The organism is Methylobacterium indicum (genome assembly GCF_017347565.1).
GTDB lineage: Bacteria > Pseudomonadota > Alphaproteobacteria > Rhizobiales > Beijerinckiaceae > Methylobacterium > Methylobacterium indicum.
In genome coordinates, this window is the sequence record NZ_AP024145.1 from 4,165,705 (window position 1) to 4,191,382 (window position 25,678).

The following is a 25,678-nucleotide window of genomic DNA, read 5'->3' on the forward strand; positions in this document are numbered from 1 at the left end:
TCAGGGCTCCTCGAACAGTGCCGGGATGGAGAGTTCCAGGCCCGGCGGGTCGAGCCTCAGGGAGCCGTCCTGGATGAAGGCGGTGTCGATTCGATCGCCGGCACGGCGGTGGTGGACGACCGTGCGGCGATCGGGATCGACCATCAGGTAGTGGTGGATGCTCGGCACCTGGAAGTAGCCGATGAGCTTCTCGCTCGCATCGATCCTGCGGGTGCTGGAAGACAGGACCTCGACGACGATGACCGGATTCTTCACCTCGATCGCGTCGGGGCCGATGCGCGGGCCGCAATAGATCAGGGCGTCCGGTTCGTAGGCCGTGTGGGCATCGATGCGGACAGTCATGCCGTCGGGCATCGCTTCGCAGCCGACCCCCGCACCGCGTACCGCGCTTCGCAGCGCATCGAAGACCGCGACGCGGGTTCTGGCGCGCCGTGCCCGTTCGGCTGCCATGGCGTACACCTTGCCCTGCACGAGTTCGTACCGTCCGGGATTCGCCTCGCTCCAGGCGAGGTACTCGTCCACATTCATGGGCGTCTGCGGAAGCGGCTTCATCGCGTCGAACCTGTCGATGGCTCCTTGCGCCAGCATCGTAGCATGCCGGTCAGCGCCCGCCGAAGAGATCGTCCACGGCGAGCACGATCCCGGGCGTGACGCGCCCGCTCCGGCGCCCTCGCGAAGACCTCGCCGTCGACGAGTTCGTGACGGCCCGGACTTGTGGCGCTCCAGGCGAGGAACGCGTCGACATCCATGCGGACTGGCGGCAGGCCGGCCGGGGGCGCGAGCCTACCGCGCCTGCGTCACTGCATCGACTGCATCTCGCAATTCGCGTAGGCGACGCTGCCGTCGGCGTAGGCCTTGAGCTTGCGGGCATAGGCTTCGGCGCTCGTCCGGAAGGGGCCGAGCTGCGCGTTGTAGGCCTTGATCCCGTCGTTGTAGGTGTAGGCCTCCCAGCCCGGGCAGCCGCCCTTGGCGTCGAGGCAGGCGGGCTTCTGCGGCAGGGCGGGCTTCACCGGCTTCTCGCTCGCCGGCGGCGGCGTCGGCGCGGTGCAGGCGGCGTGCGCCGCCGGCGCCATCATGAGCAGGAGGGCGGCGAGGGTCAGGCGCGGCACGGCGGATCTCCACGGGGTGCCGCCTCTCACGCCATCGTGTGGCCGGCCGCCCGGGTCAAACCGCTGCTCGCGGCTTATCTGTGGCGCATTCCGCACTGCACCCGGTTGCCGCATGACCGTCCACCCCCGGATCGCCGATCCCCGCCCGATCCCGCCCCGTCCGACTCCCTCGCGCCGCGCCTCCTCCGGCATCGCCTGGCCGTGGCTCGACCGCGCCGGCCGCCTGTCGCGGTTCAAGCTCGCGGTCTTCCTCTTCGCGCTGGCGCCCGGCCTGTGGTTCACGGCCGCCTACGCCCTCGACCGGCTCGGCGCCAAGCCGCTCACCGCCTACCTGCACGCCATGGGCGATTGGTCGGTGCGGTTCCTGATCCTCTCGCTCGCCGTCACGCCGATGCGGCGCATCGCCAACGCGCCGAAGCTCATCCTGGTGCGGCGGATGCTGGGTCTCACCGCGCTCGCCTACGCGCTGGTCCATTTCACCCTGTACATCACCGACCAGAAGTTCGACCTCGCCCGGGTGGCGAGCGAGATCGTCTTCCGCTTCTATCTCACCATCGGCTTCGCGGGCCTTCTCGGCCTCGTCGTGCTCGGCGTCACCTCGACGGACGGGATGATCCGGCGCCTCGGCAAGGCCTGGCCGCGGCTGCACCGGCTCGTCTACCCGCTCACCGCGCTCGCCCTGCTGCATTTCTTCATTCAATCGAAGATCGACGTCTCGAATCCGGTCTATTGGAGCGGGCTCTTCCTCGCCCTGATGGGCTGGCGGCTGATGCACCATTTCAAGGTGCCGACCGCGCCGCTGCCGCTCCTGGGCCTCAGCGTGGCGGCCGGCCTCGCCACGGCGGGCCTGGAGGCGTTGTGGTACGCGCTGGCCACCGGCGTGCCGGCCTCAGCTGTCCTCTCCGCCAACCTCGATTTCGCCTATGACGTGCGTCCCGCCTGGTGGGTGTTCGCCACGGTCGTCCTGATCGTACCGCTGAACCTGTGGCAGAACCGGACGGCATCCGGTGGCAAAGGGTCGGCGGCGAAGGGGTCGGCCGCGAAGGGGCCGGTGGGGCGGCCGGCGAGGGCGTGACGAACGCTCCCGTCGAACTCGGTCCCGTCGATCTCCCCGGGCGACCCGACATCCGCTGCGTCGTCCTGGGGCCGCACAGCGGAACCCGGGATCCCTAAACGCTGACGGTTCAGGGTGAGACGGAGCGGTCTTCGCCTTATTCTTCCTAGTCGGCGGTTATGGATCCTGGGTTCTCGTCTTCGAAGAGCCAAGGATGGCGTAGAGAGAGGAGTGACGATGGCTCGACTTGCTTGAAGACGTCGGGCCATCACCCGTCGAAACGAATGCGAACGCGCGAAAGCGTCGTCAACCGACCTGCCGGCATCGACTGAATGTTCGGGATGTTCGAAGGAATGGTGCCCGGGGACGGAGTCGAACCGCCGACACTGCGATTTTCAGTCGCATGCTCTACCAACTGAGCTACCCGGGCGCACCGGCCGCGCAAGGCGGCGTTCCAGCACCAGAGATCGTCCTCCGCGAAGGACGGCACCACTCACGTCACTGACGAGGAAGTGGTGCCCGGGGACGGAGTCGAACCGCCGACACTGCGATTTTCAGTCGCATGCTCTACCAACTGAGCTACCCGGGCCCGCCGGCTGCGTGGGGCAGCGGCGTTGAGCGGCGGTATAGAGACGGTCGGATCGCCTGTCCAGCCGTCTCATGCGGGCACGCGGGCGATTGTTTGCCGGCGCCGTCACGCCCCGCCGGCGGTGCGACGGCGGCGCGGGGCGCGGCCCGGGCTCGCGGCCGCGCGGGGGCGCCGGGCCTTCTTCGCCGGGGTCTCGCGGGCGGGTGCCTTGCCGGTGCGCGATCCGTCGCCGCCCGCATGGGCGTCGAGGAAGGCGCGGCAGGCGTTGAAGTCGCTCTCGATCTCGGGCGGCAGCCCCTCCATCCGCTTCGCGCGGGCGAGCGATGCGGCGAAGCGCAGCATCGCCGGGGTCGGCGGGCGGGTCGCGCCGTCGCCGGCCGGGCTCCCGGCCTCCCCGATTTTCGGCCCTGCATGGGTGTTGAGGAAGACCCGGCAGGCGCCGACCTCGCGGGTGGCCTCCGGGGGGAGGGGAATGCCCTTGCGGGCGGCGAGCGACTTGGCGAACGCCACCATGGCGGCGGTCGGCGCGCGACCGCCGCGGGACGGCGCCTCGGCATCCACCTCCAGGCGATCGGCGCCCGAGACCGCGCCGATCAGCGCCTCGACCCGCTCGCGGGTGCGCTGCCGAAAGGCCTCGGCCCGGCTTAGCGCCTCCGCCTTCGTCGTCGCCCGGCCGATCTCGGCGAGTTCCGACTCGAACACCGCCCGCCCGACCGGGTCGCCATAGGCCGGAAACACCCGGCGCACGGCCGCCACGAAGGCGAGGCCGATCTCCGTCACGGTGATCGCCGGGTCCTTGCCCTTGAGCAGCGTGACGTAGTGGCTCTTCATCAGCTTCGGCAGCACCGCGTCGCGGGTGGCGGCGGTGCCCAGCCCCTTCGGCTCGGTCGGGTTGGCGGGGTTCTCGAGTGCCCGCTTCAGCGCCGGATCCTCGATCTGGTCGATGAGGCGACCCATCACCACCGGCAACTCGCCCCGGGTGATGCGCCGCGGCGGCTCGGTCCGGGCGGTCTCGATCGTCGGCTCGCCGCCCTGGCCGGCCTCGCCGTCGCGCACCGGCGGCAGGCGGCCGGTGGTCGGCTCGTCGTCGGCCTTGGCCTTGCCGGGCACCACCTCGTCCTCGTCGGCCTCGGTGCCGTAGAGGGCGCGCCAGCCCGGCACCTTCACCACGCTGCCGGTGATGACGAAGCGCTTTTGCCCGAGCGGCGTCGCGACCTCGGCGGTGACCGTGGTGCGGGCGTCGATCCCGTCGGCCATGTGGGCGGCGAGGAAGTTCTTGGCGACGAGCAGCCACAGCCGCAGCGCTTCCGGTGCCACGTCGCCCGGGCCCGGCACCTTGCGCAGGGGCACGATGGCGTGGTGCTCGCCCGGGTCCTTCACGTAATGGCCCTTCGGCCCGCGGCGGATCTGCGGCGTCGCGGGGGCGTGGGTCGCGATGCCCTTGTCGGCCGTCGCGATCGCCGCGATCACCGCGGCGGCGTCCTTGGCTTGCGACTCCGGCAGGTGGATCGATTCGGTGCGGGGATAGCTGAGATAGCCCTTGTCGTAGAGCGCCTGCGCGTGGCGCGCGGTCACCTGCGGGTCCCAGCCGAAGCGCTTGGCGCAGGCGCGCGCCAGCGTGTCCTTGGAGAAGAGCTTCGGCGGCGTCCGCCGCACGTCCTTCTGCACCACCGCGAGCGGGCCGGCCCAGCCCGCGGCGGCGTCGCGGATCGTCTCGGCGTCCTCGATCGCGAAGATTTTTTCCTTCGGCGCGTGCCAGAGCGTCAGCGTCGCGCCGCTCTCCGTCGTCACCGGCAGGGCGATCTTGTAGAAGTCGCGCGGCACGAAGGTGCGGATGCGCTCCTCGAGATCGGCGAGGATCGCGAGCGTCGGCGTCTGCACGCCGCCGAAGCGCCAGGGCTCGCGGAAAGCCGGCGGGCGCAGGCGCAAGGACACCGCCCGGGTGCCGTTGAGGCCGAGATGCCAATCCTCGTATTGCCGGCACAGGGCTTCGAGATAGGCGGCGTAGTCGCGCTCGCCGGAATCGTCCTCGCGCGCCAGCAGCCCGAAGGCGCGGCGGATCGAGATCTCGTCCAGCGCCCCGAGGCGCAGGCGATCGACCCGCCCGCGCCAGCCGAGATGCTCCAGGACCTCCCAGGCGATCATCGAGCCCTCGCGGCCCGGATCGGTGGCGATGATGACCCGCTCGACGCCGCTGAGCGCCTGGCGGATCGCCGCGAGCTTCGGCGCGTGCGACTGGCCCGAGCGGCCGTGGCCGGGGGCGACCGGCAGCCGCTCCATGGCGATCGGCAGCGCGTCGAAGCGCCAGGGCTTCCAGTCCGGCCGAATCTCCCCGGGCTCGGCCACCTCCAGCAGGTGCCCCTCGGCCGCGACGCAGACGGTGGTGGGCGAGCGGAAGAACCGCTGCACCTGGCGCATCGCCGAGGGCTTCTCGAAGAAGAACAGCGTCTTGCCGCGGGGATTCGGACCGGAGGACGGGCCGGGGGAGGTGGCCTGCGCCATGGCAGCGGGACGCTCCTGGGTGGGCAGACGAGCCCGAACGAAGCGGGAACATACCGGAGAGGGAGGGGCGCGGTCAACGCGGGGTGTCGAGCAAAGAAAGGGTGCGGGTTTCCCTCTCTCCCCGCCCGCGGCAGGGCCGTCTGGAGAAAAAACTCCGCTTGAGATCAAGCGGGTGATTCCCCTCTCCCATGTGGGAGAGGGGTAGGGGCGATCGAAGATCGCACGAGGGTGCTACGGTTCTGAGTTCAGCACTCAGCGTAGAGCAGCCAGCACGACGCTCAGCGTTTTACACTGAAGCGTGTCACCCTCACGCGGGATCTTCGATCCCCCGGCCCCTCTCCCACACGGGAGAGGGGAGACGCGCCTTTCTTCCCCCCCGGACGGCTCTGCGCCCGCGGGGAGTGGGGCGGACCTCTGCGTTCCCCTTGTCCTATCTGCCCGGCGACCGCCGTCCCACCGCCGGCGGGATCGCTTCACCCCTCCCCGCTACGATCCCGCCCGCGAAACGCCGCTTGCGCCGCTGCCACTCCTCACATAAAGATATCTTTATGTTTCGCATCGGAGGCGAGGAGCCCGACGACATGACCGCCACCGTCCCCTTCGCCGACGCCCTGGGCGTGCTGCGCGCTGCGGCGGAGGAGACGCGTCTGCGCATCCTGGTGCTGCTCGGCGACGGCGAATTGTCGGTCTCGGACCTCACCGACATCCTGGGCCAGTCGCAGCCGCGGATCTCCCGCCACCTCAAGCTCCTGGTCGAGGCCGGGCTGGTGGTGCGCCACCGCGAGGGCGCCTGGGCGTTCTTCCGCCTGCGCGAGGGCGTGGCGGGCTTGGTCGCGCCGCTCATCGCCGCCCTCGACGGCACGGCGCCGCCGCTCTCCGAGGATCGGGCCCGGCTCCAGGCGGTGCGGGCCCAGCGCGCCGACGCCGCCCAGACGTTCTTCGCGCGGCTCGCGCCGCAATGGGACCGGGTCCGCTCGCTCCACGTGCCGGAGGCCACCGTCGAGGCCGCGGTGCTCGACGTGCTCGGGGGCGGCCCGATCGGCAGCCTCGTCGATCTCGGCACCGGCACCGGGCGGATGCTCGGGCTGCTGGCGCCCCGGGCCGCGAAGGCGACCGGGCTCGATGCCAACCACGCCATGCTGTCGGTGGCCCGCGCCAACCTGGAGCGCCAGGGCCTGACCCGGATCGACCTGCGCCAGGGCGACATCCACGCCCCGCCCTTCGGCCGGGCGAGCTTCGACCTCGTGCTGATCCACCAGGTGCTGCACTACCTCGACGACCCGGCCCGGGCCTTGCGCGAGGCCGCCCGCCTCGTCGCCCCGGGCGGCCGGCTCCTCGTGGTCGATTTCGCCCCCCACAGCCTCGAATTCCTGCGCGCCGACGAGGCCCACCGCCGCCTCGGCTTCGCCGCCGAGCAGGTTGCGGGCTGGCTCGCCGAGGCCGGGCTGACCGACGTGCGGCTGCGCCACCTCGCGCCCCCCGGCGGCGCGGAGCACCAGCTCACCGTGACGCTCTGGCTCGCCCATCATCCCGAATCCGCGTCCGGCGTGCCCGACCGCGCCGTCGCCTGACCCCTTCCCGTCATCATCTCAGACATTCTCCCGCCGAGGCCGCCGATGTACGCCACCTCCTTCCGCCCGAGCCGCGAGAGCTGCCGCCCGATCCGGGTCTCGTTCGAGTTCTTCCCGCCCAAGACCCCCGAGATGGAGACGACCCTGTGGTCGTCGATCGAGCGGCTCGCCCCGCTCAGCCCCAGCTTCGTCTCGGTGACCTACGGCGCCGGCGGCTCGACCCGGGAGCGCACCCACAACACCGTGTCGCGCCTGGTGCGCGAGACCGACCTGAAGCCCGCCGCCCACCTCACCTGCGTGGCCGCCACCAAGGGCGAGGTCGACGAGGTGGTGCGCGCCTATCACGAGGCCGGCGTGCGCCACATCGTAGCCCTGCGCGGCGACCCGGCGGACGGCGTCGGCACCGCCTACGCGGCGCATCCGGGCGGCTACGAGCGCTCCTGCGACCTCGTCGCCGGCATCAAGCGCATCGGCGACTTCGAGGTCTCGGTCTCGGCCTATCCGGAGCGCCACCCCGAGGCCGGCTCCCTCGACCAGGATCTCGACGCGCTGAAGGCCAAGGTCGATTGCGGCGCCGACCGCGCCATCACCCAGTTCTTCTTCGACAACGACCTGTTCTTCCGCTACCTCGACCGGGTGCAGGCGCGCGGCATCGATATCCCGATCATCCCCGGCATCCTGCCGGTGCAGAACTTCAAGCAGGCCGCCAACTTCGCCCGCCGCACCGGCGCCTCGGTGCCGGACTGGCTCGCCGCCCGCTTCGAGGGGCTGGACGACGACGTCGCCACCCGCAAGCTGGTGGCCGCGGCGGTCGCCGCCGAGCAGGTGCTCGACCTCGTCGACCGCGGCGTCACCGATTTCCACTTCTACACCATGAACCGCGCCGACCTCGTCTACGCGATCTGCCACCTGCTGGGCTTGCGCGCGGCGCCCGCGGCGGCGGAGAAGGCGGCGGCCTGATCCCCGGACGTCTCGACATCGCTGACAGTCTTCCGGGCCGCATGACGCGGCCCGGACTGATTCCATACCTCGCCCGACCCGCTGGAACCCCACCCCGATGACCGATTTCCGCCCCGCCGACGGTGCCGACATCCTGACCGCCCTGCGCCGGCGCGCGGCGGAAAAAATCCTCGTCCTCGACGGGGCGATGGGTACGGTGATCCAGCGCCTCGGCCTGACCGAGGCGGATTTCCGCAGCGAGCGTTTTCGCGATCACGCCCACGACCAGAAGGGCAACAACGACCTCCTGATCCTGACCCAGCCCGACGCGATCCGGCAGATCCACCTCGACTACTTCCTGGCCGGCGCCGACGTCGTCGAGACCAACACGTTTTCGGGCACCACCATCGCCCAGGCCGATTATGGCATGGAATCGGTGATCCACGAGCTGAATGCGCAGGGCGCGCGGCTCGCCCGCGAGGCGGCCGTGCTCGCCGAGGGTCAGGACGGGCGCCGCCGCTTCGTCGCCGGCGCCATCGGCCCGACGAACCGCACCCTGTCGATCTCGCCGGACGTCAACAATCCCGGCTACCGCGCCGTGACCTTCGACCAGGTCCGCGAGGCCTATGCCGAGCAGGTGCGCGGCCTGATCGCCGGCGGCGCCGAGCTGATCCTGATCGAGACGGTGTTCGACACGCTCAACGCCAAGGCGGCGGTGGCGGCGGCCTGGCAGGTCTTCGACGAGACCGGCACCCGCCTGCCGATCATGATCTCGGGCACCATCACGGATCTCTCGGGCCGCACCCTGTCGGGCCAGACCCCGACCGCCTTCTGGCACTCGCTGCGCCACGCCGAGCCGCTCACCTTCGGCCTCAACTGCGCGCTCGGCGCCCGCGAGATGCGCGCCCATATCGACGAGCTGTCGCGCACCTGCGACACGCTGGTCTGCGCCTATCCGAATGCCGGCCTGCCGAACGAGTTCGGCCTCTACGACGAGAGCCCGGAGGCGATGGCCAAGCTCGTCGGCGAATTCGCCGAGAGCGGCCTCGTCAACATGGTCGGCGGCTGCTGCGGCACGACGCCGGACCACATCCGGGCCATCGCCGGTGCGGTGGCCGGCAAGGCGCCGCGCCGGGTGCCGAGCGTGAAGCCCTTGATGCGGCTCTCAGGGCTGGAGCCCTTCACGCTGACGCCCGAGATCCCGTTCGTTAACGTGGGCGAGCGCACCAACGTCACCGGCTCGGCGCGCTTCCGCAAGCTCGTCACCAACGGCGACTACGCCGCCGCGCTCGACGTCGCCCGCGACCAGGTCGCGGCCGGCGCCCAGATCATCGACGTCAACATGGACGAGGGCCTGCTCGATTCGCAGAAGGCCATGGTCGAGTTCCTCAACCTCGTCGCCGCCGAGCCCGACATCGCCCGGGTGCCGGTGATGATCGATTCCTCGAAGTTCCCGGTCATCGAGGCCGGCCTGAAATGCGTGCAGGGCAAGGCGATCGTGAACTCGATCTCCCTCAAGGAGGGCGAGGAGAAGTTCATCCACGAGGCCAGGATCTGCCGCTCCTACGGTGCCGCCGTGGTGGTGATGGCCTTCGACGAGCAGGGCCAGGCCGATTCGCTCGAGCGCAAGGTCGCGATCTGCACCCGCGCCTACAAGGTGCTGACCGAGACGGTCGGCTTTCCCCCTGAGGACATCATCTTCGATCCCAACGTCTTCGCGGTGGCGACGGGCATCGAGGAGCATGACGGCTACGGCGTCGCCTTCATCGAGGCGGCCCGGATCATCCGCGAGACCCTGCCCCACGCCCATATCTCGGGCGGCATCTCGAACCTGTCCTTCGCCTTCCGCGGCAACGAGCCGGTGCGCGAGGCGATGCACGCGGTGTTCCTGTACCATGCGATCAAGGTCGGCATGGATATGGGCATCGTGAATGCTGGCCAGCTCGCGGTCTACGACGAGCTTCCCGCGGAACTGCGCGAGCTGTGCGAGGACGTGGTCCTCAACCGCCGCAAGGACTCGACCGAGCGTCTGCTCGAGGCCGCCGCCCGCTTCAAGGAGGGGGGGCAGGCCCGCGACAAGACCGCCGACCTCGCCTGGCGCGAGGCGCCGGTGGCGAAGCGCCTGGAGCATGCGCTCGTCAACGGCATCACCGAATACATCGAGGCCGATACCGAAGAGGCTCGGTCGCAGGCCGAGCGTCCGCTCCACGTCATCGAGGGCCCGCTGATGTCGGGGATGAACGTGGTCGGCGACCTGTTCGGCGCGGGAAAAATGTTCCTGCCGCAGGTGGTGAAGTCCGCCCGCGTGATGAAGCAGGCGGTGGCCTACCTGATGCCGTTCATGGAGGCGGAAAAAGCCGCCAATGGCGGTGTCGGCGGGCGGCAGGCGGCCGGCAAGGTCCTGATGGCGACGGTGAAGGGCGACGTCCACGACATCGGCAAGAACATCGTCGGCGTCGTGCTCGCCTGCAACAACTACGAGATCATCGATCTCGGCGTAATGGTGCCGGCGGCGAAGATCCTCGATACCGCCCGCAAGGAGAACGTGGATATCATCGGCCTGTCGGGGCTCATCACGCCCTCCCTCGACGAGATGGTCCACGTCGCGGCCGAGATGGAGCGCGAGGGCTTCGACGTGCCCCTCCTCATCGGCGGCGCGACGACGAGCCGGGTCCATACCGCGGTGAAGATCCACCCGGCCTATGCCAAGGGCCAGGCGGTCTACGTGACCGATGCCAGCCGCGCCGTCGGCGTGGTCTCGAACCTGCTCTCGCCCGACACCAAGGGCCAGACCATCGAGACCGTGCGCGCCGAGTACAAGCGCGTCGCCGAGGCCCATGCCCGCTCGGAGGCCGACAAGCAGCGTCTGCCGCTGGCGAAAGCCCGTGCCAACGCCTTCAAGGCCGACTGGTCGGGGTACCGGCCCGTCAAGCCGACCTTCACCGGCACAAGGGTGTTCCGCAGCTACGAGGTGGCGGAGCTCGTCCCCTATATCGACTGGACGCCGTTCCTCCAGACCTACGAGTTCAAGGGCCGCTATCCGGCGATCCTCGACGACCCCGAGCAGGGGCCGGCCGCCCGCGCCCTGTTCGAGGACGCGCAAGCCATGCTGCGCCAGATCGTCGAGGAGCGCTGGTTCAACCCGAAGGCGGTGATCGGCTTCTGGCCGGCCAACGCGGTCGGCGACGACATCCGGCTGTTCACCGGCGAGAGCCGGACCGACGCCCTCGCGACCTTCCACGGCCTGCGCCAGCAGCTCTCGAAGCGCGACGGGCGGCCCAATACCTGCCTGTCGGACTTCGTGGCCCCGGTGGAGAGCGGGCTCGCCGATTATGTCGGTGGCTTCGTGGTCACGGCCGGCCTGGAGGAGGTGCGGATCGCCGAGCGCTTCGAGCGCCAGAACGACGACTACAAGTCGATCCTGGTCAAGGCGCTGGCCGACCGCATCGCCGAGGCCTTCGCCGAGCGGATGCACGAGCGGGTGCGGCGGGAATTCTGGGCCTACGCGGCGGACGAGACCTACAGCCCGGCCGAGCTCGTCACCGAGCCCTATGCCGGCATCCGCCCGGCCCCGGGCTACCCGGCCCAGCCCGACCACACCGAGAAGGTCACGCTGTTCGACCTGCTCCAGGCCGAGCGGCGCATCGGCGTGAAGCTCACCGAATCCTACGCGATGTGGCCGGGCTCCTCGGTCTCGGGCCTCTACCTCGCCCACCCGGACGCGCATTACTTCGGCGTCGCCAAGGTGGAGCGCGACCAGGTCGAGGATTACGCCGCCCGCAAGGGGATGGACGTGGCCGAGGTCGAGCGCTGGCTCGGCCCGGTGCTGAACTACGATACGGCGCGGTATCGCGTGGCGGCGGAGTAGGGGGGCGCTTGCCTCCGGGGGCGGCCCGTCGTCATGATGGGCTGCAACCCCGGAGGTGCGTATGATCGAGCCCGACAAGCCGGTGCCGGGACGCTGGGACTGGCTTCAAGAGCGCGTGCGACCGCTCGATGCCGACGTCGAGGCAGCCCTGAACGAGCCGGTCGAGATGCCGGCGGACGTCCCGGGTGAATGGGATTGGCTCCGTGATCTCGTCGGTCCGCTGGACGACGACTTCGTGCAAGCTGCGACCGAACAGCCGCCTTTGCCCCCCGACGACGCAGTGGAGGAGGACGAGCCCACCTCCTGACCCGGGCTTGACCGCCGCGCCCGCCCCGGCTCAAAGCTGGGCTTGAGGATGCGGGAAGGATCGGGGATGCGGACAGGACCAGGGAGGCTCGCCCTCGTCGCCGTCGCGGGCGCCGTCGCGGCGGCGGCCGGCTGCACCGAATTCTCCTACATCTCGAAGACCTATGTCGGCCTCCAGCCGCAGGTGGTCACGATCGGCTGCAACGACCCCTACGAGGTCTACGACCAGCGCCAGCAGCGCAAGGTCCTGATCGTCTCGAACAACCTGCGGGAGATCGCCGGCTGCGGCCTGGAGGGCAAGGACCCGGCGCTCACCCGCCGGCGCCGCTTCTCGGAGGCCGCCGCGACCTATCTCAAGGAGACGGCGCGGGAGACCTGCACCATCGTCGGCGAGACGGTGTTCACCGATCTCCAGACCGAGTTCGTCTATTCCTGCGCCGAGCCGATCGAGAAGCCCGGCACCAAGGTGCCGCGCCTGCCCGGACGCTACTGAGATCCCTCAATCCTGGTCCTGAACCGGCGGATGCGGGAAGGTGCGCTCGGCCGCGTCGCCGGCCGCGGCCAGCATCGCCCGGGCGAAGCGGCGCGCCTCGGCCCGGTCGAGGGCGATCGCCGCCGTGACCGGCGCGCCGTCGAGGTCGGCGAGGTCGAGTTCGAGCCGCACGCCCGCCTCGGTCGGCGTCACCCGCAGGGTCCAGTCGCGATCGCTCATCCGTCCGCATCAGCTCTTGCCCGGGCGCACATCCCCGGGGCCTCGGCCCTATAGACCAATTTCCGGACAGGTCGATGGGTTCGCCCCGGTTGACGCTGCGGCCGTCCCCGTGGTCGACCCGCGCCGGGATGTGAGCGTGAGGAATCCGACCATGAGCGAGATCGTCTTCCGGACCGGCGAGGCCACGGTGCTGGCGGCCGAGGGCCAGTACACCGACGCGATGCCCGAGGTGCTGATCGGCTCGGTGCGCGGCCCGGTGGGGCAGGCCTTCGCCTCGATGATGGGGCAGGTCCAGGGCCATACCCGGATGTTCGTGGTGCGCGACCTCAACCAGCTGGTGCGCCCGGCCACGATGATGACCACCAAGGCGACGATCCACACCGCGGAGTACGTCGAGCTCCTCGGCGGCGTGGTCCAGGCCGCCACCGGCGACGCCATCGTCGATTGCATCATCGAGGGCATCCTGCCCCGCGACGGGCTCGACGAGTTGTGCATGATCATCATGATCTGGCTCGACCCGCGCTGCCCCGAGGACCCGAACCTCGACCGCAAGGACCTCTACCGCACCAACTACGAGGCGACGAAGCTCGCCATCGCCCGGGCGCTGAAGGGCGAGCCCACCGTCGACGAGCTGATCGCCAACCGCCACACCGTGCGCCACTACGCCCTCGAAGGCGTGCTCGACGACGAGGCCTGACGGGCCTGTTTTCGGCGGGCGCCTGCGCAGTTGACCGCAGCTTGACAGCGCCGCAAGGTGCGGCGCCCGCCGATCGTCGTTTCACGCGCGGGCCCGTCCGTCACGCCTCTGGGGCCGAACGATGCGTCCATTCCGCGCTGCGTTGATCCTGTCCGCGATCCTGCCCGCTTGTGCCGTCCTGTCCGGCGCGGGCCTCGCACAGCCGCAGCCGGCGGGCTCCCGCGCCGCCCCTGCGGGGCAATCCGCCATCACGGTCTGGGATGCCCGGATCGAGGCCGGCGACCTCACCGTGTCGGGCAGCGTCGGCAAGGCCGGGGTGGTGGTCACCCTCGACGACGACATCCCGGTCACCTCGGACAAGCGCGGGCGCTTCACCCTGAAGGTGCCCTACGTGCCGCAGAACTGCGTCGCGACGCTCAAGGCCGGCGAGGCCTCCCGCGAGATCGCGATCGCCAATTGCGGCGCCACCGGCGCACCGGGGGCGAAGGGCGAGCCCGGTCCGACCGGGCCACAGGGCGTCGCCGGCCTCGCCGGGCCGGCGGGCCCGAAGGGCGATATGGGTCCCAAGGGTGACACGGGTCCCAAGGGTGACATGGGTCCCAAGGGTGACATGGGTCCGAAGGGCGAGCCCGGTCCCAAGGGTGACGCCGGTCCCAAGGGCGAGGCAGGTGCGAAGGGCGCGGCGGGCGCATCCGGGCCGAAGGGCGAGCAGGGGCCGGCCGGCCCGCAGGGACCGGCTGGATCTCCGGGTCAGGCCGGATCGCAGGCCGCCGCCGCGACGGGTGCTTCGCCGTTCCGGATGCTGCGCACCGACGGCTGCGCCAAGCCGCATTGCGAGCTCGTCTGCGACGAGGGCGAGACCTTCGTGTCGTCCTATTGCCTGCGCGGCGGCAACCCCACCTTCACGCGTCGCGAGAGCGGCGAGGCCGTGGCGATGTGCCCGCCCGACAGCTCCGGTATGGTCGGGTTCTGCGCGAAGCTCTGATCGATCCTTCGGCTTTCTCGGCCGGACCGGCATCCTCACCGTCATCCCCGGTTCCGCTGCGCGGCCCCGGGATGACGTCGAGAGGTGTCGTCCGGGCCGGGTCATCGGTGATCCGTCCCCGGGATATTGGGACGCGTCACCGCACGGCGAGCCAGTCCAGCACGCCCCTCGCCGCCGCCCGGCCGCTGGCGAAGCTCGCCTGGAGCAGGTAGCCGCCGGTCGGCGCCTCCCAGTCGAGCATCTCGCCCGCCAGGAACGTGCCTGGGCGGGTCCGCAGCATGAACCGCGCGTCGAGATCCGCGAAGGCGACGCCGCCGGCGCTCGAGATCGCCCGGTCGATCGGCTGCAGGCCGGTGAGCCGCAAAGGCACGGCCTTGATCAGCGCCGCGAGCGCCGCGGGATCCGCCGGCAGATCTCTGGCCGCCTCCCGCAGCAGGCCGGCGGCCGGCGGGCTGAGGCCCGCGGCCTTGCGCAGCACCGTCGCGCGGGATTCCTTCGGCCGCGCCCCGGCGAGGCGGCGGGCGAGCGCCGCCACGTCCAGGTCCGGCCGCAGGTCGATATTCACCACCGCCTCGCCCGCCGCTTCGATCGCCTCGCGGATCGGCCGCGACAGGGCGTAGACGACCCCGCCCTCGATCCCGTCGCGGGTGATCACCGCCTCGCCCCGCACCGTCTCGGTTCCGAGGCCGAGGGCGATCCGCTTGAGCGGTGCGCCGGCGAAGCGCTCGGCGAAGAGCGGCGACCACGCTGCGGTAAAGCCCGCATTGGCCGGGCGGAACGGACGCACCGCGATCCCCTCGGCCTCCAGCACCGGCACCCAGGCGCCGTCCGAGCCGAGGCGCGGCCAGCTCGCCCCGCCGAGCGCCAGCACGGTCGCGTCCACCCGCAGGGTCTCCGGGCCGGCCTCGCCCGCGAGGCTCAGTGCCCCGTCCGCGTCCCAGCCCGTCCAGCGGGTGCGGGTGCGAAGGCGGACGCCGAGGCGATCGAGCCGGGTGAGCCAGGCTCGAAGCAGCGGGGAGGCCTTGAAGGCCTCCGGAAACACCCGGCCGCTCGATCCCACGAAGGTCGGCTGGCCTAAGGCCCCGCACCAGTCGCGCAGGGCCTGCGGCGGAAACTCCTGGATCGCCGCGTCGAGCCGCGGCTCGGCCGGGGCATAGCGGGACAGGAACCGCTCCAGCGGCTCGCTGTGGGTCAGGTTGAGGCCGCCGCGCCCGGCGATCAGCAGCTTGCGGGCAGGGGAGGGCATCCGCTCGATCACCGTGACCGCCAGCCCGGCTTCGGCCAGGACCTCGGCCGCCGCGAGGCCCGCCGGCCCGCCGCCGATCACCGCCGCGTGACCGGCCGCCCGTTGCTCGCGCGCGTCGCCATCGATCTCGTTCATGGGACGCCCCAGGGCCGTGCCTGGCCCGTCCTGTCAACCTGCCCCACCGGCAGCGCAGAGAAAATAAGTGCGGGGGGCCCGGCCGGGCTTGCCCTTGATCCGCCGCCATCCGGGACATAAGTCCGCTCCATCGGCTGCGGGCCCCTCTGGCGAGCTGCGCTTTTCGCGCTCGTGATGTCGGAGCCGATGCTTTCCTCCTTGAAGCATCACGGTCCCGCGATGGTCGATTTCCTGTACATGACGTGGCTCGGCAAGCCTGTGTGGATGTGGCTGGGTTTCCACGCCGTCATTTTCATCCTGCTCGCCCTCGATCTCGGCCTCCTGCACCGCGACAAGAGCCGCGAGATCGGCGTGAAGGAGAGCCTGCTCCTCACCGCCTTCTACCTCTCCCTCGGCCTCCTCTTCGGCGGCTGGGTCTGGTGGTACATCGGCCCGCAGGCGGGCCAGGAATACCTCGCCGGCCTCGTGGTCGAGAAGTCGCTGTCGATGGACAACGTCTTCGTGATCGCGGTGATTTTTGGCTATCTCGGCATCCCCCGCAACGCGCAGCACCGGGTCCTGCTCTGGGGCATCCTGGCGGCGATCGTGCTGCGCGGCCTGATGATCGGTCTCGGCGCCGCTCTCGTCCACCAGGCCGAGTGGGTGCTGACGATCTTCGCCGCCTTCCTGATCTATGCCGGCGTCAAGATGCTGGTCTCGGGCGACGAGGAGGAGGGCGAGAACAAGTCCGCCGACCGCTTCACCGGCTTCATGCGCAAGCACATGCGGGTGACCGACGAGCTCGACGGCCAGAACTTCACCACCCGCCGACCCGATCCGAAGACCGGCAAGCCGGTGCTGTGGCTCACCCCGCTCGCCATGGCCCTGGTGCTGGTGAACGGCGCCGACGTGATCTTCGCGGTCGACAGCGTGCCGGCGATCTTCGCCATCACCACCGACACCTACGTGGTCTACACCTCGAACATCTTCGCGATCCTGGGGCTCCGTGCGCTCTACTTCGCGCTCGCCGCGATGGTCGATCGCTTCGCCTACCTCAAGACCGCGCTCGCCCTGATCCTGATCTTCATCGGCCTGAAGATCGTGATCGCCGATACCTTCGAGCTGATCGAGATCCAGCCCTGGGTCGCGCTGGTGGTGACGGTGGTCCTGCTCGCCGGCGGCGTGGTCTACAGCCTGTGGCGCACCCGCGGCGCGGCGGAGGCACCGGCCGCCGTATCGCCGCAGGCCCACGCACAGGTCGAGACGCCGCGCGAGCGGCTCGGCAGCACCCACAGGTGAGAGCCCGGCGAGGGGCGCCCGCGGCGCCCCTCGTGCCTGCCTTGGGAGCGGCGCGGCCGCCCGGACTGGACCTGCCGCCTACTTGGATGCGCCGGTGACGGTCGCGACGTAGAGCGCGACGGCGGCGACCTGTTCCGGGGTCAGGTCCTCGAAGGCCGGCATCACCCCGATCCCGTTCGTGACGGCGGTCGCGACCCGGCCCGCATCCGGCTTCAGGCTGTCGAGGACGGGCCCGACCGTCCCGGTCGTGCCGGCATCCGCGAGCGTGTGGCAGACCCCGCATCCCGGTTCGGCCAGCTCGGTGAATACCCGCTTGCCGAGGGCGAGGCGGGCGGGGTCCGCCGAGGCCGGGGCGGTCGTCAGGACGAGGCAGAGGGCGAGGGCAGGTCTCATCACGGGCTTTCGCGGCCCGCATCGCCGGGATGCGGGCCGGAGGGCGGGAAGGGGCTCAGGCGATCGTCAGGGTGACGGCGGGTCCGCGCCAGCCGTTGTAGCTGTAGCCGCCGCCATTCGGCTTCGTCTCCTCGGGCTGGACGGTGCCGGCCGCGTCGGTCGCCCGGCTCGCCAGCACGTGCGTCCCCGCCGGCAGATCGAGCGCGAGGGCGAAAAGCCGCCAGGCGTAGCGCCCGAGATCGGGCCCGATCAACGGAGCGTCGGCCCATGTCCGGCCGCCGTCGATCGACACCTCGACGCGGGCCACCGCGTTCATGCCGCCGAAGGCGACGCCGGTGACGACGGTGCGGCCCGCCGCGCCATTCTCCAGCGGGGCGGTGATCCACGAGCGCACCGGCTGCTCCCAGATCGAGGGCTGCGCCGGTCCGGCCTTCTCGCCGACCCCGTGCATGCGGTAGCTCGCGGCCTGGATCTTGGCGTCCGTCTCGGCCTCGGTCAGCGCCACCGTCTTGACGTACTTGATGTTGTTCACGCCCGAATAGCCCGGGACGATCATCCGCAGGGGACCGCCATGGGCGAGGGGTAGCGGCTCGCCGTTCACCTCCCAGGCGAGCAGCACGGTGTCGAGGGTCGAGAGCGGAACCGAGCGCTCGACCATCACGTCCTTCGGCTTGAGCCCCGCCGGCAGTTCCTCGCCGCCCGTCCCGGTGACGAACCGGACACCGGGGGCGGGGCCGCCGAGCGCGTCGACCACCGCCTTGAGCGGCACGCCGGTCCAGATCACGCAGCCCGCCGCCCCGACCGTCCAGGGCGTGCCCGAGATCTTCTGGCCCGGCTGCAGCACGTCCTGCATGTACTTGCGACCGTTGCCGGAGCATTGCAGCACGGTGGCGACGCTCGCGAGGCCGATGCGCTTCAGTTCCGCGACGGACAGCGTCCTCGGGCTGGCGACGCCTGCGATCTCGACCCGCCACGCGTCCCGGTCGGCGACGATGGCGTCCGAGGGCGGGTTGACGTTGTTGCGGATGAACAGCCGGTCGATCGGCGTGACGACGCCGCTGCCGATGAGGCCGCGCTTGGTCTCCACGGTCTGGCTGGAATGGACGATGAAGGCGTCCGGGTCCTTCCAGGCCAGCGAGGCCGGCAGCCCCTTGGCGCCGGGCTTGGCTGCGGGCCTGGCCTCGGGCCCGGCACCGTGAGCCTCCGGCCTGGGAGCCTCGGCCGTGGAAGTCCCGGCTCCAGGGGCCTGGGCGCGGGCCGCGGAGGCGACGCCGATCGCTCCCATGGCCGTACCGGCGAGAAAGCGGCGTCGATGCAGGATCGTCGGCTCGGACACGCGAAAACATCCTCCCGTTTTGTTTTTTTGGAGAAGATGTTTCTGCGGCCCGGTCCTCGACCCGTCAAGCGACGCCCGCCCGGATTTGCCGGGCGCGCCCTCACGCCGGCTTGGCCGCCAGCAGGTCGCGCAGGGTCGTGATGGTCGAGGCGTCGGCCACCCCGTCGACCCGCGCCGGGCGGAAGTGGCGCTGGAAGGCGGTCACCACGGCCTTCGTCCGGGCATCGAAGGTGCCGCTCACCGGCACGTCGTAGCCGTAGAGCCCGAACATCGATTGCAGCGCCTCGATCGGCTGGCCGGCATCGCCCTCCGAGAAGAAGCGCCCGTCGCGGATCGCCGCGGGCGGCACCCAGTGACCGATCCCCTCGCCGTGCAGGCCTCCCCAGGGAAAGCTCTCGCCCGGATCGATCTTGCGCTCGGGCGCGATGTCGGAATGCCCGAGCACCCGGTCGGGCCGGATCGGCCAGCGGCCGAGGATGTCGCGGCAGAGCGCCGTCACCGCGGCCATCTGCTCCTGCGGGAACGGTGCCACGGTGCCGTCGTCGCGGTGGCCCGGATGCGCGATCTCGATCCCGATCGAGCGCGAGTTCATGTCGCGCACGCCCTCCCAGGCCGAGAGGCCGGCATGCCAGGCGCGGCGGGCCTCGGGCACCATCTGCACCACCCGTCCCGCCTCCAGGACGAGGTAGTGCGACGAGACCTTGGAGAGCGGGTTGCAGAGCCGCAGCAGCGCCTCCGACCCGCTCGCCATGCCGGTATAGTGCAGGATCAGCGCATCGACCGGCAGGGTCCGCTCGTCGTGGTTGGGGGAGGGCACCACCTGGGTGGCGACCGGGCTGTCGGGGGTGAGGCTCATCAGCTCAGCTCAGATGCCGCTCGGCGGCGATGCGATCGTAGGCGGCGTTGATCGCGGCGAGCCGCCGGGTCGCGATGGCGACGGCGGCGGGCGGCAGGCCGCGGGCGATGGCCCGGTCGGGATGGTTCTCGGAGACCAGCGCCCGGTAGCGCGCCTTCAGATCCGCGTCGGTCAGGTCGCGGGCGGCGCCCAGCACCTCGTAGGGGTCGTCGGCGAGCCGGACGTGCCGGGCCGTCACGGCGGCGAAGCGCGCGTCGTCGAAGCCGAAGATCGCCGCCACCTCGGCGAGGTAGCGCGCCTCGCTCTCGTGGATCGCGCCGTCCGCCTTGGCGATGTGGAAGAGCCCGTCGAGCACGTCCTCGAGGAGCGCCGGCTCGTCGTGGAAGGCCTCCGCCACCTGGCGGGCATAGCCCTCGAAGCCGCTGGTGGTGCGCTTGGCGAGGTCGAACAGGCGCTCGACCCCGGCGCGCTCGTCCTGCGGCACCTGCACGATGTCGGCGAAGGCCGCGACCTCGGAGGGCGTCACCACCCCGTCCGACTTCGCCATCTTGGCGGCCAGCGCGACGAGGCCGGTGGTGAACACCACCTCGCGGGGGGTGGGCCCGAGCAGCGAGCCCTCGCGGTCGAGCAGGAAATGGCCGGCCACCGCGCCGAGGAGCGCCCCGAGCGGACCGCCGGCGGCGAGCCCGATGCCGGCGCCGCCGAGCTTGCCCCACACGCCCTGGTTCCAGACGCCCTGGCTCATGCCGGCCTCCGGATCTCGGTCGGGCGGTGAAGACGGGCTGGGACTCGGGGAGGCAAGGGCGTCATGCCGCCCTTGTAGCGCCCCCGGGCCGTTCGCGGAATGTGGAAGCGCACCCGGGCGGAGGGCCGCCGGGTGCGCTCAAACCGCTGCGATCAGCGGCAGTAGACGTTGCCGTAGGGGTCGCGGTAGGTGCCGTAGGGGCACTGGGGGGCGGTGGCCGCGCCGACCACGGCGCCGCCGGCCGCGCCGATCAGGCCGCCCGCGAGAGCGCCGCCGGCCCGGCCCGTGGCCGCCGCACCGATCGCCGCACCGGTCAGGCCGCCGAGGGCGGCGCCGCCGGCCGCGCGGTCGCCGGGGGTGTTGCAGGCGCCGAGCGACAGCGCCAGGGCACCGGCGAGCGTGGCGGCGATGAGCTTCTTCATGGAGTCTTCCCCTCGTGCTTGTCGTGGCGTTCGGCACCGGGTCCCGACCCCGCGCCCTGCCCCTGAGCTTAGCCGTATCGCGGCTGAACGCCAAATGAGCTTGGCCGTCAAAGAGTTCCCTGCGCCGCCGCCGGATGGGTAACGAATCGTCAAGGTGCGACGCGGAAGCCACATGCGCCGGGGCCTGCCGCCCGTGCGCCAAATGCTCTAAAGGGGGGCCGATCAGCCCCGGCCCGAATGCCCGCGAGGACCCGATGCAGCGCGCCACCACCATCGTCCGCAAAGCCGCCGTGCGCCCCGACGCCGTCGCCGACGAGGTCGCCCTCGACCACGCCGCCCGCGCGACCCGCACCGGCGACCTCACCGCCGCGGGCGGCCTCGCCTTCCGGCTCGACCTCGACCGGGCGACGGTCCTGGAGGACGGCGACGCCGTGCGCCTGGAGGACGGGCGGCTGGTGCGCATCCTCGCCGCCCCGCAGGCGCTCCTCGCCGTCACGGCCGAGAACCCGCTGCGGCTCACCCGCCTCGCCTGGCAGCTCGGCAGCAACCACGTCCAGGCCGAGGTGACCGCCGACGCGCTCTACGTCCTCGACGATCCGGCGGTGGCCGACCTGATCCGCGGCCAGGGCTGCAAGGCCGCCGCGCTCCAGCGCCCGTTCCGCCCCGAGAAGGAGGCGGTCGCCCACGACCACAGCACCTGCGGTCACGACCACCATCACCACGGGCACGATCACGGGCACGCCCACCACGAGCACGGCCACGGCGATCATGGCCACGACCACGGGCATCATGCTCACGATCACGGGCATCACGATCATGCCCATCACGACCATGGCCATGCGCATGACCACGCGCACGACCATCAGCACCACGATCACGGGCACGTCCACGGCCCGAACTGCAAGCACGGTCACTGAGCGCCTGCGCAGCCGGTCCATGGGTCCGACCCCTTTCCGGGCCCGGTCCGGGCCTGCACGACTGCAGCGAAGCGGAAGGAGATCCCGGATCCGGCATGAGGTCTCGCGAAGCGTCCGGATGTCTGCAACGGTGCAGCAGGCAGAGCCGCATCGCGGCAAGCCCTTGCGCTGGAAGTCCTTGCACTGGAAGTCCTTGCGCTGGATCCCGGATCTCCTTCCGCCGATGCTTCGGTCGCCCGGGAAAGGGAGCGGCTTACGAGAGGCCGAGGACCGGGCGCTCCGTATCCATCAATGTCCTGTGCCGTGCTGTGGGAGACGATTCGATGGGCTCTCGGTCTGAGATGTCGAAGTGAACTTGTCGCGACCTCTGATTTTTGTGCGGTGCGAAATCAACCATCTGGCGAAGTCTTAAGTCCAGCTTAATCCACTTGTCATAGTCAAGATCCCGGTGACAGGACGATCCGGGTTCACGGTCCGATGACGATCAAGACGCGCCTCCTCTGCGGCTTCTCGGTGATGCTGGCGCTGACCGCCGGCGTCGCCGCCTCGGGCTGGGTCAGCCTCTCCGGCTTCGCCCAGCGCGTGGACACCGCGAATGCGGCGCAGACGCTCGCGGGCCGGGTCGGCGACCTCGCGCTGGCGGCCGAGCGGTCGCTGCACGATCGAAGCGCCGGACGCGAGCAGGCGGTGACCGACGGCCTCGCCCAGGCCCGTGCCGGCCTCGTCGCCGTTCCGGGCGCGGAGGCGATGGCCCGCGGCATCGACGCCTTCGCGCAGACCCGCACCGCCTACGCTGCCGAGCAGGACCGCAAGGCACGGGTCCAGGCCGAGCACCTTCGCCTGATCGCGGATCTGCAGGCGGCGGCGGGCCGGATCGGGAGCGCGCAGAAGGCGCATCTCGCGGCGGCGAGCCAGTCGCTCCAGGATAGCGTCGAGGCGTTGAAGGAGGCCGCCACCGCCGGGTCGCTCGCGGGCTCGGCGGTCCGCGGCGCGCTCGAGATGCGCAACAGCGAGCAGGCCCCCGGGGGCGACCGGGCGGCGGTCGCCGAGCGGTACCGGCTCCTGTCCGGAATCCTGAAGCGCCTCGGCGGACAGGACGCGATGCGGGCGCCGGCCAAGGCCGCCGTCGACGCCCTCGACGATTACTTCGATGCCGTCGACCTTCCCGCGGACGAGGCCGGGCGGAGCGACAAGATCACGACGGCCTTCACGGCCATCATGGCGGCCCTGCGGGAGGTCGAGCAGGTTCAGAGCGATGCCGGAGGCGCGGTTCAGGCCCGCCTGAAGGAGCAGCAGGACCGGGTCGAGCGGGCGGCGGCGCTGCTCGGCGCCAGCGCGGAGGCGATCGAGGCCTCCAAGTCGCTCCAGATCGCCGAGATCGCCCTGTTCTCGGCCAAGGACCTGTCCGCCCAGGACGAGGGTGCGGCGGTCGTCGCCAGCGCCGATGCGCTGACGCAGGCCATCGAGACGATCCACCGGTTCGAAACGGATCCGGCCGCCCGCCAGGCGATCGAGGAGCTGATCGCGAAGGTGCGGGCCATCAAGGGTGAGGTGCCGGGGATCGTGGCGGCCAACGGCGCGCAGCGCGCGATCGTCGCCGAGCGCGATCGCCACCTGACCGACCTCGTCACCGCCGCCCACGCGGCGGGCGACGGCGAGATCGCCCGGATCGGATCCGAGCGGCGCGGCGCCGAGATCCTGCTCCTCGTCGGCGTGGCGCTCGCCGCCTCGCTCGGCATCGCGGCGGCGTTGTGGCTCGCCCGCGGCATCGTTCGGCCGATCGGGCAGCTCGCCGGCGCGATGCGGGCGCTCGCCGCCGGCGACCTCTCCGCCGCGGTCTCGGGGCAGGAGCGGCGCGACGAGATCGGCGGCATGGCGCGGGCGGTGGAGGTTTTTCGCGAGGCGCTGGCCGCCAAGGCGCGGAGCGATGCCGAGTCCGCGGAGGCCGCCCGCACCGAGGCCGGGCGGGCCCGCAGGCTCGGGGTACTGACCGCGGGCTTCGAGGCGACGATGTCGTCCTCGACGGAAGGACTGGCGCAGGCCGCCGACACCATGCAGGGCACCGCGACGTCGATGTCGGCGGCGGCCGCGCGCACCAACGCCCGGTCGGCCGAGGTGGCGGAGGCCGCCGCCCGGACCTCGGCCAATGTCGAGACGGTCGCCGCCGCCACGGAAGAGATGGCGATCTCGATCCGCGAGATCGCCCGCCAGGTCGCGCACTCGGCCGGAATCGCCACGAGCGCCGTCGGTCGCGCCCGGGAGACCGACGCCGTCATCGCGGCGCTCGCCGCCGGGGCCGAGCGCATCGGCGAGGTCGTGGTCCTGATCCAGGGCATCGCCGGGCAGACGAACCTGCTGGCGCTGAACGCCACCATCGAGGCGGCCCGGGCCGGCGAGGCGGGGCGCGGCTTCTCGGTCGTCGCCGCCGAGGTCAAGGAACTCGCCAACCAGACCGCCAGGGCCACGGAGGAGATCGGCGGCCAGATCGCCCGCATCCAGGACGCGACCCGCGAGGCCGTGGCGGCCCTGCAGGCGATCGGCGGCGTGATCGGCGAGATGTCCGAGATCGCCACCGGCATCACCGCCGCCATGGAGCAGCAGGGCGCGGCGACCCAGGAAATCGCCCGCAACGTCGGCGAGGCCGCCCAGGGCACGCAGGTGGTCTCCACCGGCATCCGCGACGTCCGCCGCGACGCGGAAGGCGCCGGCGAGGCCGCCGCCCGGGTGCTCGCCGCCGCCGAGGCTTTGGCCGGCACCGCGACGGGCCTGCGCGGGGAGGTCGATGCGTTCCTGGGGGGCGTGAAGGCGGCGTAACGGCGCGCGACCGTCTGCGATCGATCCCGGAGCCGGGGTACCCTCGTCCGCGCAGGCGCGGTACAACCCGGCGGCCGGCATGGACGGGAACCGCTCTCGTCGGCGGCGATGCAGCACGGGACGAGATTAGGTGACGGTTTTGGTCGAGCGATCCGGGAATTCGAGCGTCTGGCGCTTCTCCGTCGCACCCATGATGGACTGGACCGATCGCCATTGCCGGGCGTTCCACCGCACCCTCTCGGCCCGCGCGCTCCTCTACACCGAGATGGTGACGACCGGCGCGGTACTGCACGGGCCGCGCGAGCGGCTGATCGGGTTCGACGATGCCGAGCATCCGGTGGCGATCCAGCTCGGCGGATCGGATCCCGCCGACCTCGCTTCCGCCGCGCGCATCGCGGAAGACTTCGGCTACCGCGAGGTGAGCCTCAATGTCGGCTGTCCCTCCGACCGGGTGCAGGACGGGCGCTTCGGCGCCTGCCTGATGCGCGAGCCGGCCCTCGTCGGCGAGTGCGTGGCCGCCATGAAGGCGGCGGTCGCGGTTCCGGTGACGGTGAAGTGCCGCATCGGCGTCGACGACCAGGATCCGGAAGCCGCGCTCGATGCGCTGACCGCCGCGGTGCGGGCGGCCGGCGTCGACGCGCTGGTCGTGCACGCCCGCAAGGCCTGGCTCAAGGGCCTGTCGCCGAAGGAGAACCGGGACATCCCGCCCCTCGATTACGGCCGGGTGCATCGGCTCAAGGCCGCGAATCCCGGTCTTCCGATCGCCCTCAACGGCGGCTTGCAGGATCTCGCGACGGCGGAGCGCGAACTCGAACCGGTGAACGGGATCGCCCTCGACGGGGTGATGCTGGGTCGCGCGGCCTATGCCGAGCCGGCCCTGCTCCTCGGCGTCGATCCCGCGCTGTTCGGCGCGCCGGCGCCGGTGGCCGATCCGTTCGCGGCGATCGAAGCCTACGAGCCCTACATCGCGGCGCGGCTCCAGGAGGGCCTGCGCCTGCACGCCATGACCCGCCACATGCTCGGCCTGTTCAACGGCCGGCCCGGGGCGCGGCCCTATCGCCGCCACCTCTCGGTCGCCGGCACCCGGCCGGATGCCGGGCTGCACACCCTGCGGGAGGCGGTGGCCCTGGTGTCCCGCGAGCCGGCGAGCGCAGCGGCCTGAGGACGAGGCCGGCTTCAGCTTGGCAGCCGGCCGGTCCGCGGG

At 71.4% G+C, this 25,678-nt stretch carries 22 protein-coding genes and 2 tRNA genes; 12 read left to right on the plus strand and 12 right to left on the minus strand.

Annotation, left to right across the window (positions count from 1 at the left end; translation table 11 throughout):
* Together miv_RS19415 and miv_RS19420 are read right to left on the minus strand one after the other, a co-directional pair.
* The gene (locus miv_RS19415) at window positions 1–588 is read right to left on the minus strand and encodes a Uma2 family endonuclease (RefSeq protein WP_342345212.1); all 588 of its coding nucleotides are present in this window, start codon (window positions 586–588) and stop codon (window positions 1–3) included.
* Window positions 589–797: 209 nt separating this feature from the next.
* Complete coding sequence (locus miv_RS19420) at window positions 798–1,076, minus strand: hypothetical protein (protein WP_048430056.1); 279 nt, start codon at window positions 1,074–1,076, stop codon at window positions 798–800.
* A 145-nt stretch (window positions 1,077–1,221) separates the two neighbouring features.
* Between miv_RS19420 and miv_RS19425 the strand changes: the two genes are divergently transcribed.
* A complete protein-coding gene (locus miv_RS19425) occupies window positions 1,222–2,184 on the plus strand; it encodes a protein-methionine-sulfoxide reductase heme-binding subunit MsrQ (protein ID WP_207178337.1) in 963 nt (320 codons plus the stop codon).
* A 333-nt stretch (window positions 2,185–2,517) separates the two neighbouring features.
* Here miv_RS19425 and miv_RS19430 read toward each other — a convergent pair.
* The 3 genes from miv_RS19430 to miv_RS19440 form a co-directional block, all read right to left on the minus strand.
* Window positions 2,518–2,593: transfer RNA gene (locus miv_RS19430), tRNA-Phe, on the minus strand.
* Between the two features lie 83 nt (window positions 2,594–2,676).
* Window positions 2,677–2,752 (minus strand) — tRNA-Phe (locus tag miv_RS19435).
* Between the two features lie 105 nt (window positions 2,753–2,857).
* Window positions 2,858–5,254 (minus strand): type IA DNA topoisomerase, encoded by a 2,397-nt coding sequence (locus tag miv_RS19440; RefSeq protein WP_207178339.1) that lies wholly within the window; start codon window positions 5,252–5,254, stop codon window positions 2,858–2,860.
* Window positions 5,255–5,835: 581 nt separating this feature from the next.
* On the opposite strand from miv_RS19440, the gene miv_RS19445 reads away from it, so the two are divergent.
* From miv_RS19445 to miv_RS19465, 5 genes are all read left to right on the plus strand, one after another.
* Entirely contained in the window at window positions 5,836–6,825 is a 990-nt protein-coding gene (locus tag miv_RS19445; RefSeq protein WP_207178341.1) for an ArsR/SmtB family transcription factor, read from the plus strand.
* 45 nt (window positions 6,826–6,870) lie between these two features.
* Complete coding sequence (gene metF / locus miv_RS19450; protein ID WP_048426397.1) at window positions 6,871–7,785, plus strand: methylenetetrahydrofolate reductase [NAD(P)H]; 915 nt, start codon at window positions 6,871–6,873, stop codon at window positions 7,783–7,785.
* Window positions 7,786–7,882: 97 nt separating this feature from the next.
* Window positions 7,883–11,632 carry a methionine synthase gene (gene metH / locus miv_RS19455; RefSeq protein ID WP_207178344.1) on the plus strand — a complete coding sequence of 1,250 codons (3,750 nt, stop codon included), beginning with the start codon at window positions 7,883–7,885 and terminating at the stop codon, window positions 11,630–11,632.
* 61 nt (window positions 11,633–11,693) lie between these two features.
* On the plus strand, window positions 11,694–11,939 hold the full coding sequence (locus tag miv_RS19460; protein WP_207178346.1) for a hypothetical protein: 246 nt from the start codon (window positions 11,694–11,696) through the stop codon (window positions 11,937–11,939).
* Between the two features lie 66 nt (window positions 11,940–12,005).
* Window positions 12,006–12,431: a hypothetical protein gene (locus miv_RS19465; protein ID WP_058618412.1), complete on the plus strand. Its 426-nt coding sequence runs from the start codon at window positions 12,006–12,008 to the stop codon at window positions 12,429–12,431.
* 6 nt (window positions 12,432–12,437) lie between these two features.
* On the opposite strand, the gene miv_RS19470 is transcribed toward miv_RS19465, so the two are convergent.
* Window positions 12,438–12,650: a hypothetical protein gene (locus tag miv_RS19470; RefSeq protein ID WP_058618411.1), complete on the minus strand. Its 213-nt coding sequence runs from the start codon at window positions 12,648–12,650 to the stop codon at window positions 12,438–12,440.
* Between the two features lie 151 nt (window positions 12,651–12,801).
* On the opposite strand from miv_RS19470, the gene miv_RS19475 reads away from it, so the two are divergent.
* The gene (locus miv_RS19475; RefSeq protein ID WP_048426393.1) at window positions 12,802–13,347 is read left to right on the plus strand and encodes a formaldehyde-activating enzyme; all 546 of its coding nucleotides are present in this window, start codon (window positions 12,802–12,804) and stop codon (window positions 13,345–13,347) included.
* 121 nt (window positions 13,348–13,468) lie between these two features.
* Window positions 13,469–14,332 (plus strand): collagen-like domain-containing protein, encoded by an 864-nt coding sequence (locus tag miv_RS19480; protein ID WP_207178348.1) that lies wholly within the window; start codon window positions 13,469–13,471, stop codon window positions 14,330–14,332.
* A 136-nt stretch (window positions 14,333–14,468) separates the two neighbouring features.
* On the opposite strand, the gene miv_RS19485 is transcribed toward miv_RS19480, so the two are convergent.
* Window positions 14,469–15,713 (minus strand): TIGR03862 family flavoprotein, encoded by a 1,245-nt coding sequence (locus miv_RS19485; RefSeq protein ID WP_207178350.1) that lies wholly within the window; start codon window positions 15,711–15,713, stop codon window positions 14,469–14,471.
* Between the two features lie 219 nt (window positions 15,714–15,932).
* Here miv_RS19485 and miv_RS19490 point away from each other — a divergent pair, with 219 nt between their 5' ends.
* Window positions 15,933–16,991: a TerC family protein gene (locus tag miv_RS19490; protein WP_207178352.1), complete on the plus strand. Its 1,059-nt coding sequence runs from the start codon at window positions 15,933–15,935 to the stop codon at window positions 16,989–16,991.
* A 78-nt stretch (window positions 16,992–17,069) separates the two neighbouring features.
* Here the strand turns inward: miv_RS19490 and sorU are convergent, their stop codons facing one another.
* The 5 genes from sorU to miv_RS19515 all read right to left on the minus strand — a co-directional run bounded on the left by sorU (window position 17,070) and on the right by miv_RS19515 (window position 20,743).
* Complete coding sequence (gene sorU, locus miv_RS19495; protein ID WP_207178354.1) at window positions 17,070–17,384, minus strand: SorU family sulfite dehydrogenase c-type cytochrome subunit; 315 nt, start codon at window positions 17,382–17,384, stop codon at window positions 17,070–17,072.
* A gap of 55 nt (window positions 17,385–17,439) precedes the next feature.
* Window positions 17,440–18,720, minus strand: coding sequence for a SorT family sulfite dehydrogenase catalytic subunit (gene sorT, locus miv_RS19500; RefSeq protein WP_244748604.1), 1,281 nt, complete (start codon window positions 18,718–18,720; stop codon window positions 17,440–17,442).
* A 100-nt stretch (window positions 18,721–18,820) separates the two neighbouring features.
* The gene (locus miv_RS19505; protein ID WP_048426389.1) at window positions 18,821–19,576 is read right to left on the minus strand and encodes an N-acetylmuramoyl-L-alanine amidase; all 756 of its coding nucleotides are present in this window, start codon (window positions 19,574–19,576) and stop codon (window positions 18,821–18,823) included.
* A 4-nt stretch (window positions 19,577–19,580) separates the two neighbouring features.
* Entirely contained in the window at window positions 19,581–20,321 is a 741-nt protein-coding gene (locus miv_RS19510) for a TerB family tellurite resistance protein (protein ID WP_207178356.1), read from the minus strand.
* 152 nt (window positions 20,322–20,473) lie between these two features.
* Window positions 20,474–20,743 (minus strand): hypothetical protein, encoded by a 270-nt coding sequence (locus tag miv_RS19515; protein ID WP_048426387.1) that lies wholly within the window; start codon window positions 20,741–20,743, stop codon window positions 20,474–20,476.
* A 254-nt stretch (window positions 20,744–20,997) separates the two neighbouring features.
* On the opposite strand from miv_RS19515, the gene miv_RS19520 reads away from it, so the two are divergent.
* From miv_RS19520 to dusA, 3 genes are all read left to right on the plus strand, one after another.
* Window positions 20,998–21,660: an urease accessory protein UreE gene (locus miv_RS19520; protein ID WP_207178358.1), complete on the plus strand. Its 663-nt coding sequence runs from the start codon at window positions 20,998–21,000 to the stop codon at window positions 21,658–21,660.
* A gap of 477 nt (window positions 21,661–22,137) precedes the next feature.
* Window positions 22,138–24,474, plus strand: a complete 2,337-nt coding sequence (locus miv_RS19525) for a methyl-accepting chemotaxis protein (protein WP_207178360.1) — start codon at window positions 22,138–22,140, stop codon at window positions 24,472–24,474.
* 190 nt (window positions 24,475–24,664) lie between these two features.
* On the plus strand, window positions 24,665–25,636 hold the full coding sequence (gene dusA / locus miv_RS19530; RefSeq protein WP_207183563.1) for a tRNA dihydrouridine(20/20a) synthase DusA: 972 nt from the start codon (window positions 24,665–24,667) through the stop codon (window positions 25,634–25,636).
* Window positions 25,637–25,678 lie beyond the last annotated feature (42 nt).

Coding starts and splice junctions, on each gene's coding strand:
- miv_RS19415 (WP_342345212.1), bottom strand. CDS start 588: ATGCTGGCGCAAGGAGCCATCGACAGGTTCGACGCGATGAAGCCGCTT.
- miv_RS19420 (WP_048430056.1), bottom strand. CDS start 1,076: ATGATGGCGCCGGCGGCGCACGCCGCCTGCACCGCGCCGACGCCGCCG.
- miv_RS19425 (WP_207178337.1), top strand. CDS start 1,222: ATGACCGTCCACCCCCGGATCGCCGATCCCCGCCCGATCCCGCCCCGT.
- miv_RS19440 (WP_207178339.1), bottom strand. CDS start 5,254: ATGGCGCAGGCCACCTCCCCCGGCCCGTCCTCCGGTCCGAATCCCCGC.
- miv_RS19445 (WP_207178341.1), top strand. CDS start 5,836: ATGACCGCCACCGTCCCCTTCGCCGACGCCCTGGGCGTGCTGCGCGCT.
- metF (WP_048426397.1), top strand. CDS start 6,871: ATGTACGCCACCTCCTTCCGCCCGAGCCGCGAGAGCTGCCGCCCGATC.
- metH (WP_207178344.1), top strand. CDS start 7,883: ATGACCGATTTCCGCCCCGCCGACGGTGCCGACATCCTGACCGCCCTG.
- miv_RS19460 (WP_207178346.1), top strand. CDS start 11,694: ATGATCGAGCCCGACAAGCCGGTGCCGGGACGCTGGGACTGGCTTCAA.
- miv_RS19465 (WP_058618412.1), top strand. CDS start 12,006: ATGCGGACAGGACCAGGGAGGCTCGCCCTCGTCGCCGTCGCGGGCGCC.
- miv_RS19470 (WP_058618411.1), bottom strand. CDS start 12,650: ATGAGCGATCGCGACTGGACCCTGCGGGTGACGCCGACCGAGGCGGGC.
- miv_RS19475 (WP_048426393.1), top strand. CDS start 12,802: ATGAGCGAGATCGTCTTCCGGACCGGCGAGGCCACGGTGCTGGCGGCC.
- miv_RS19480 (WP_207178348.1), top strand. CDS start 13,469: ATGCGTCCATTCCGCGCTGCGTTGATCCTGTCCGCGATCCTGCCCGCT.
- miv_RS19485 (WP_207178350.1), bottom strand. CDS start 15,713: ATGAACGAGATCGATGGCGACGCGCGCGAGCAACGGGCGGCCGGTCAC.
- miv_RS19490 (WP_207178352.1), top strand. CDS start 15,933: ATGGTCGATTTCCTGTACATGACGTGGCTCGGCAAGCCTGTGTGGATG.
- sorU (WP_207178354.1), bottom strand. CDS start 17,384: ATGAGACCTGCCCTCGCCCTCTGCCTCGTCCTGACGACCGCCCCGGCC.
- miv_RS19505 (WP_048426389.1), bottom strand. CDS start 19,576: ATGAGCCTCACCCCCGACAGCCCGGTCGCCACCCAGGTGGTGCCCTCC.
- miv_RS19510 (WP_207178356.1), bottom strand. CDS start 20,321: ATGAGCCAGGGCGTCTGGAACCAGGGCGTGTGGGGCAAGCTCGGCGGC.
- miv_RS19515 (WP_048426387.1), bottom strand. CDS start 20,743: ATGAAGAAGCTCATCGCCGCCACGCTCGCCGGTGCCCTGGCGCTGTCG.
- miv_RS19520 (WP_207178358.1), top strand. CDS start 20,998: ATGCAGCGCGCCACCACCATCGTCCGCAAAGCCGCCGTGCGCCCCGAC.
- miv_RS19525 (WP_207178360.1), top strand. CDS start 22,138: ATGACGATCAAGACGCGCCTCCTCTGCGGCTTCTCGGTGATGCTGGCG.
- dusA (WP_207183563.1), top strand. CDS start 24,665: ATGATGGACTGGACCGATCGCCATTGCCGGGCGTTCCACCGCACCCTC.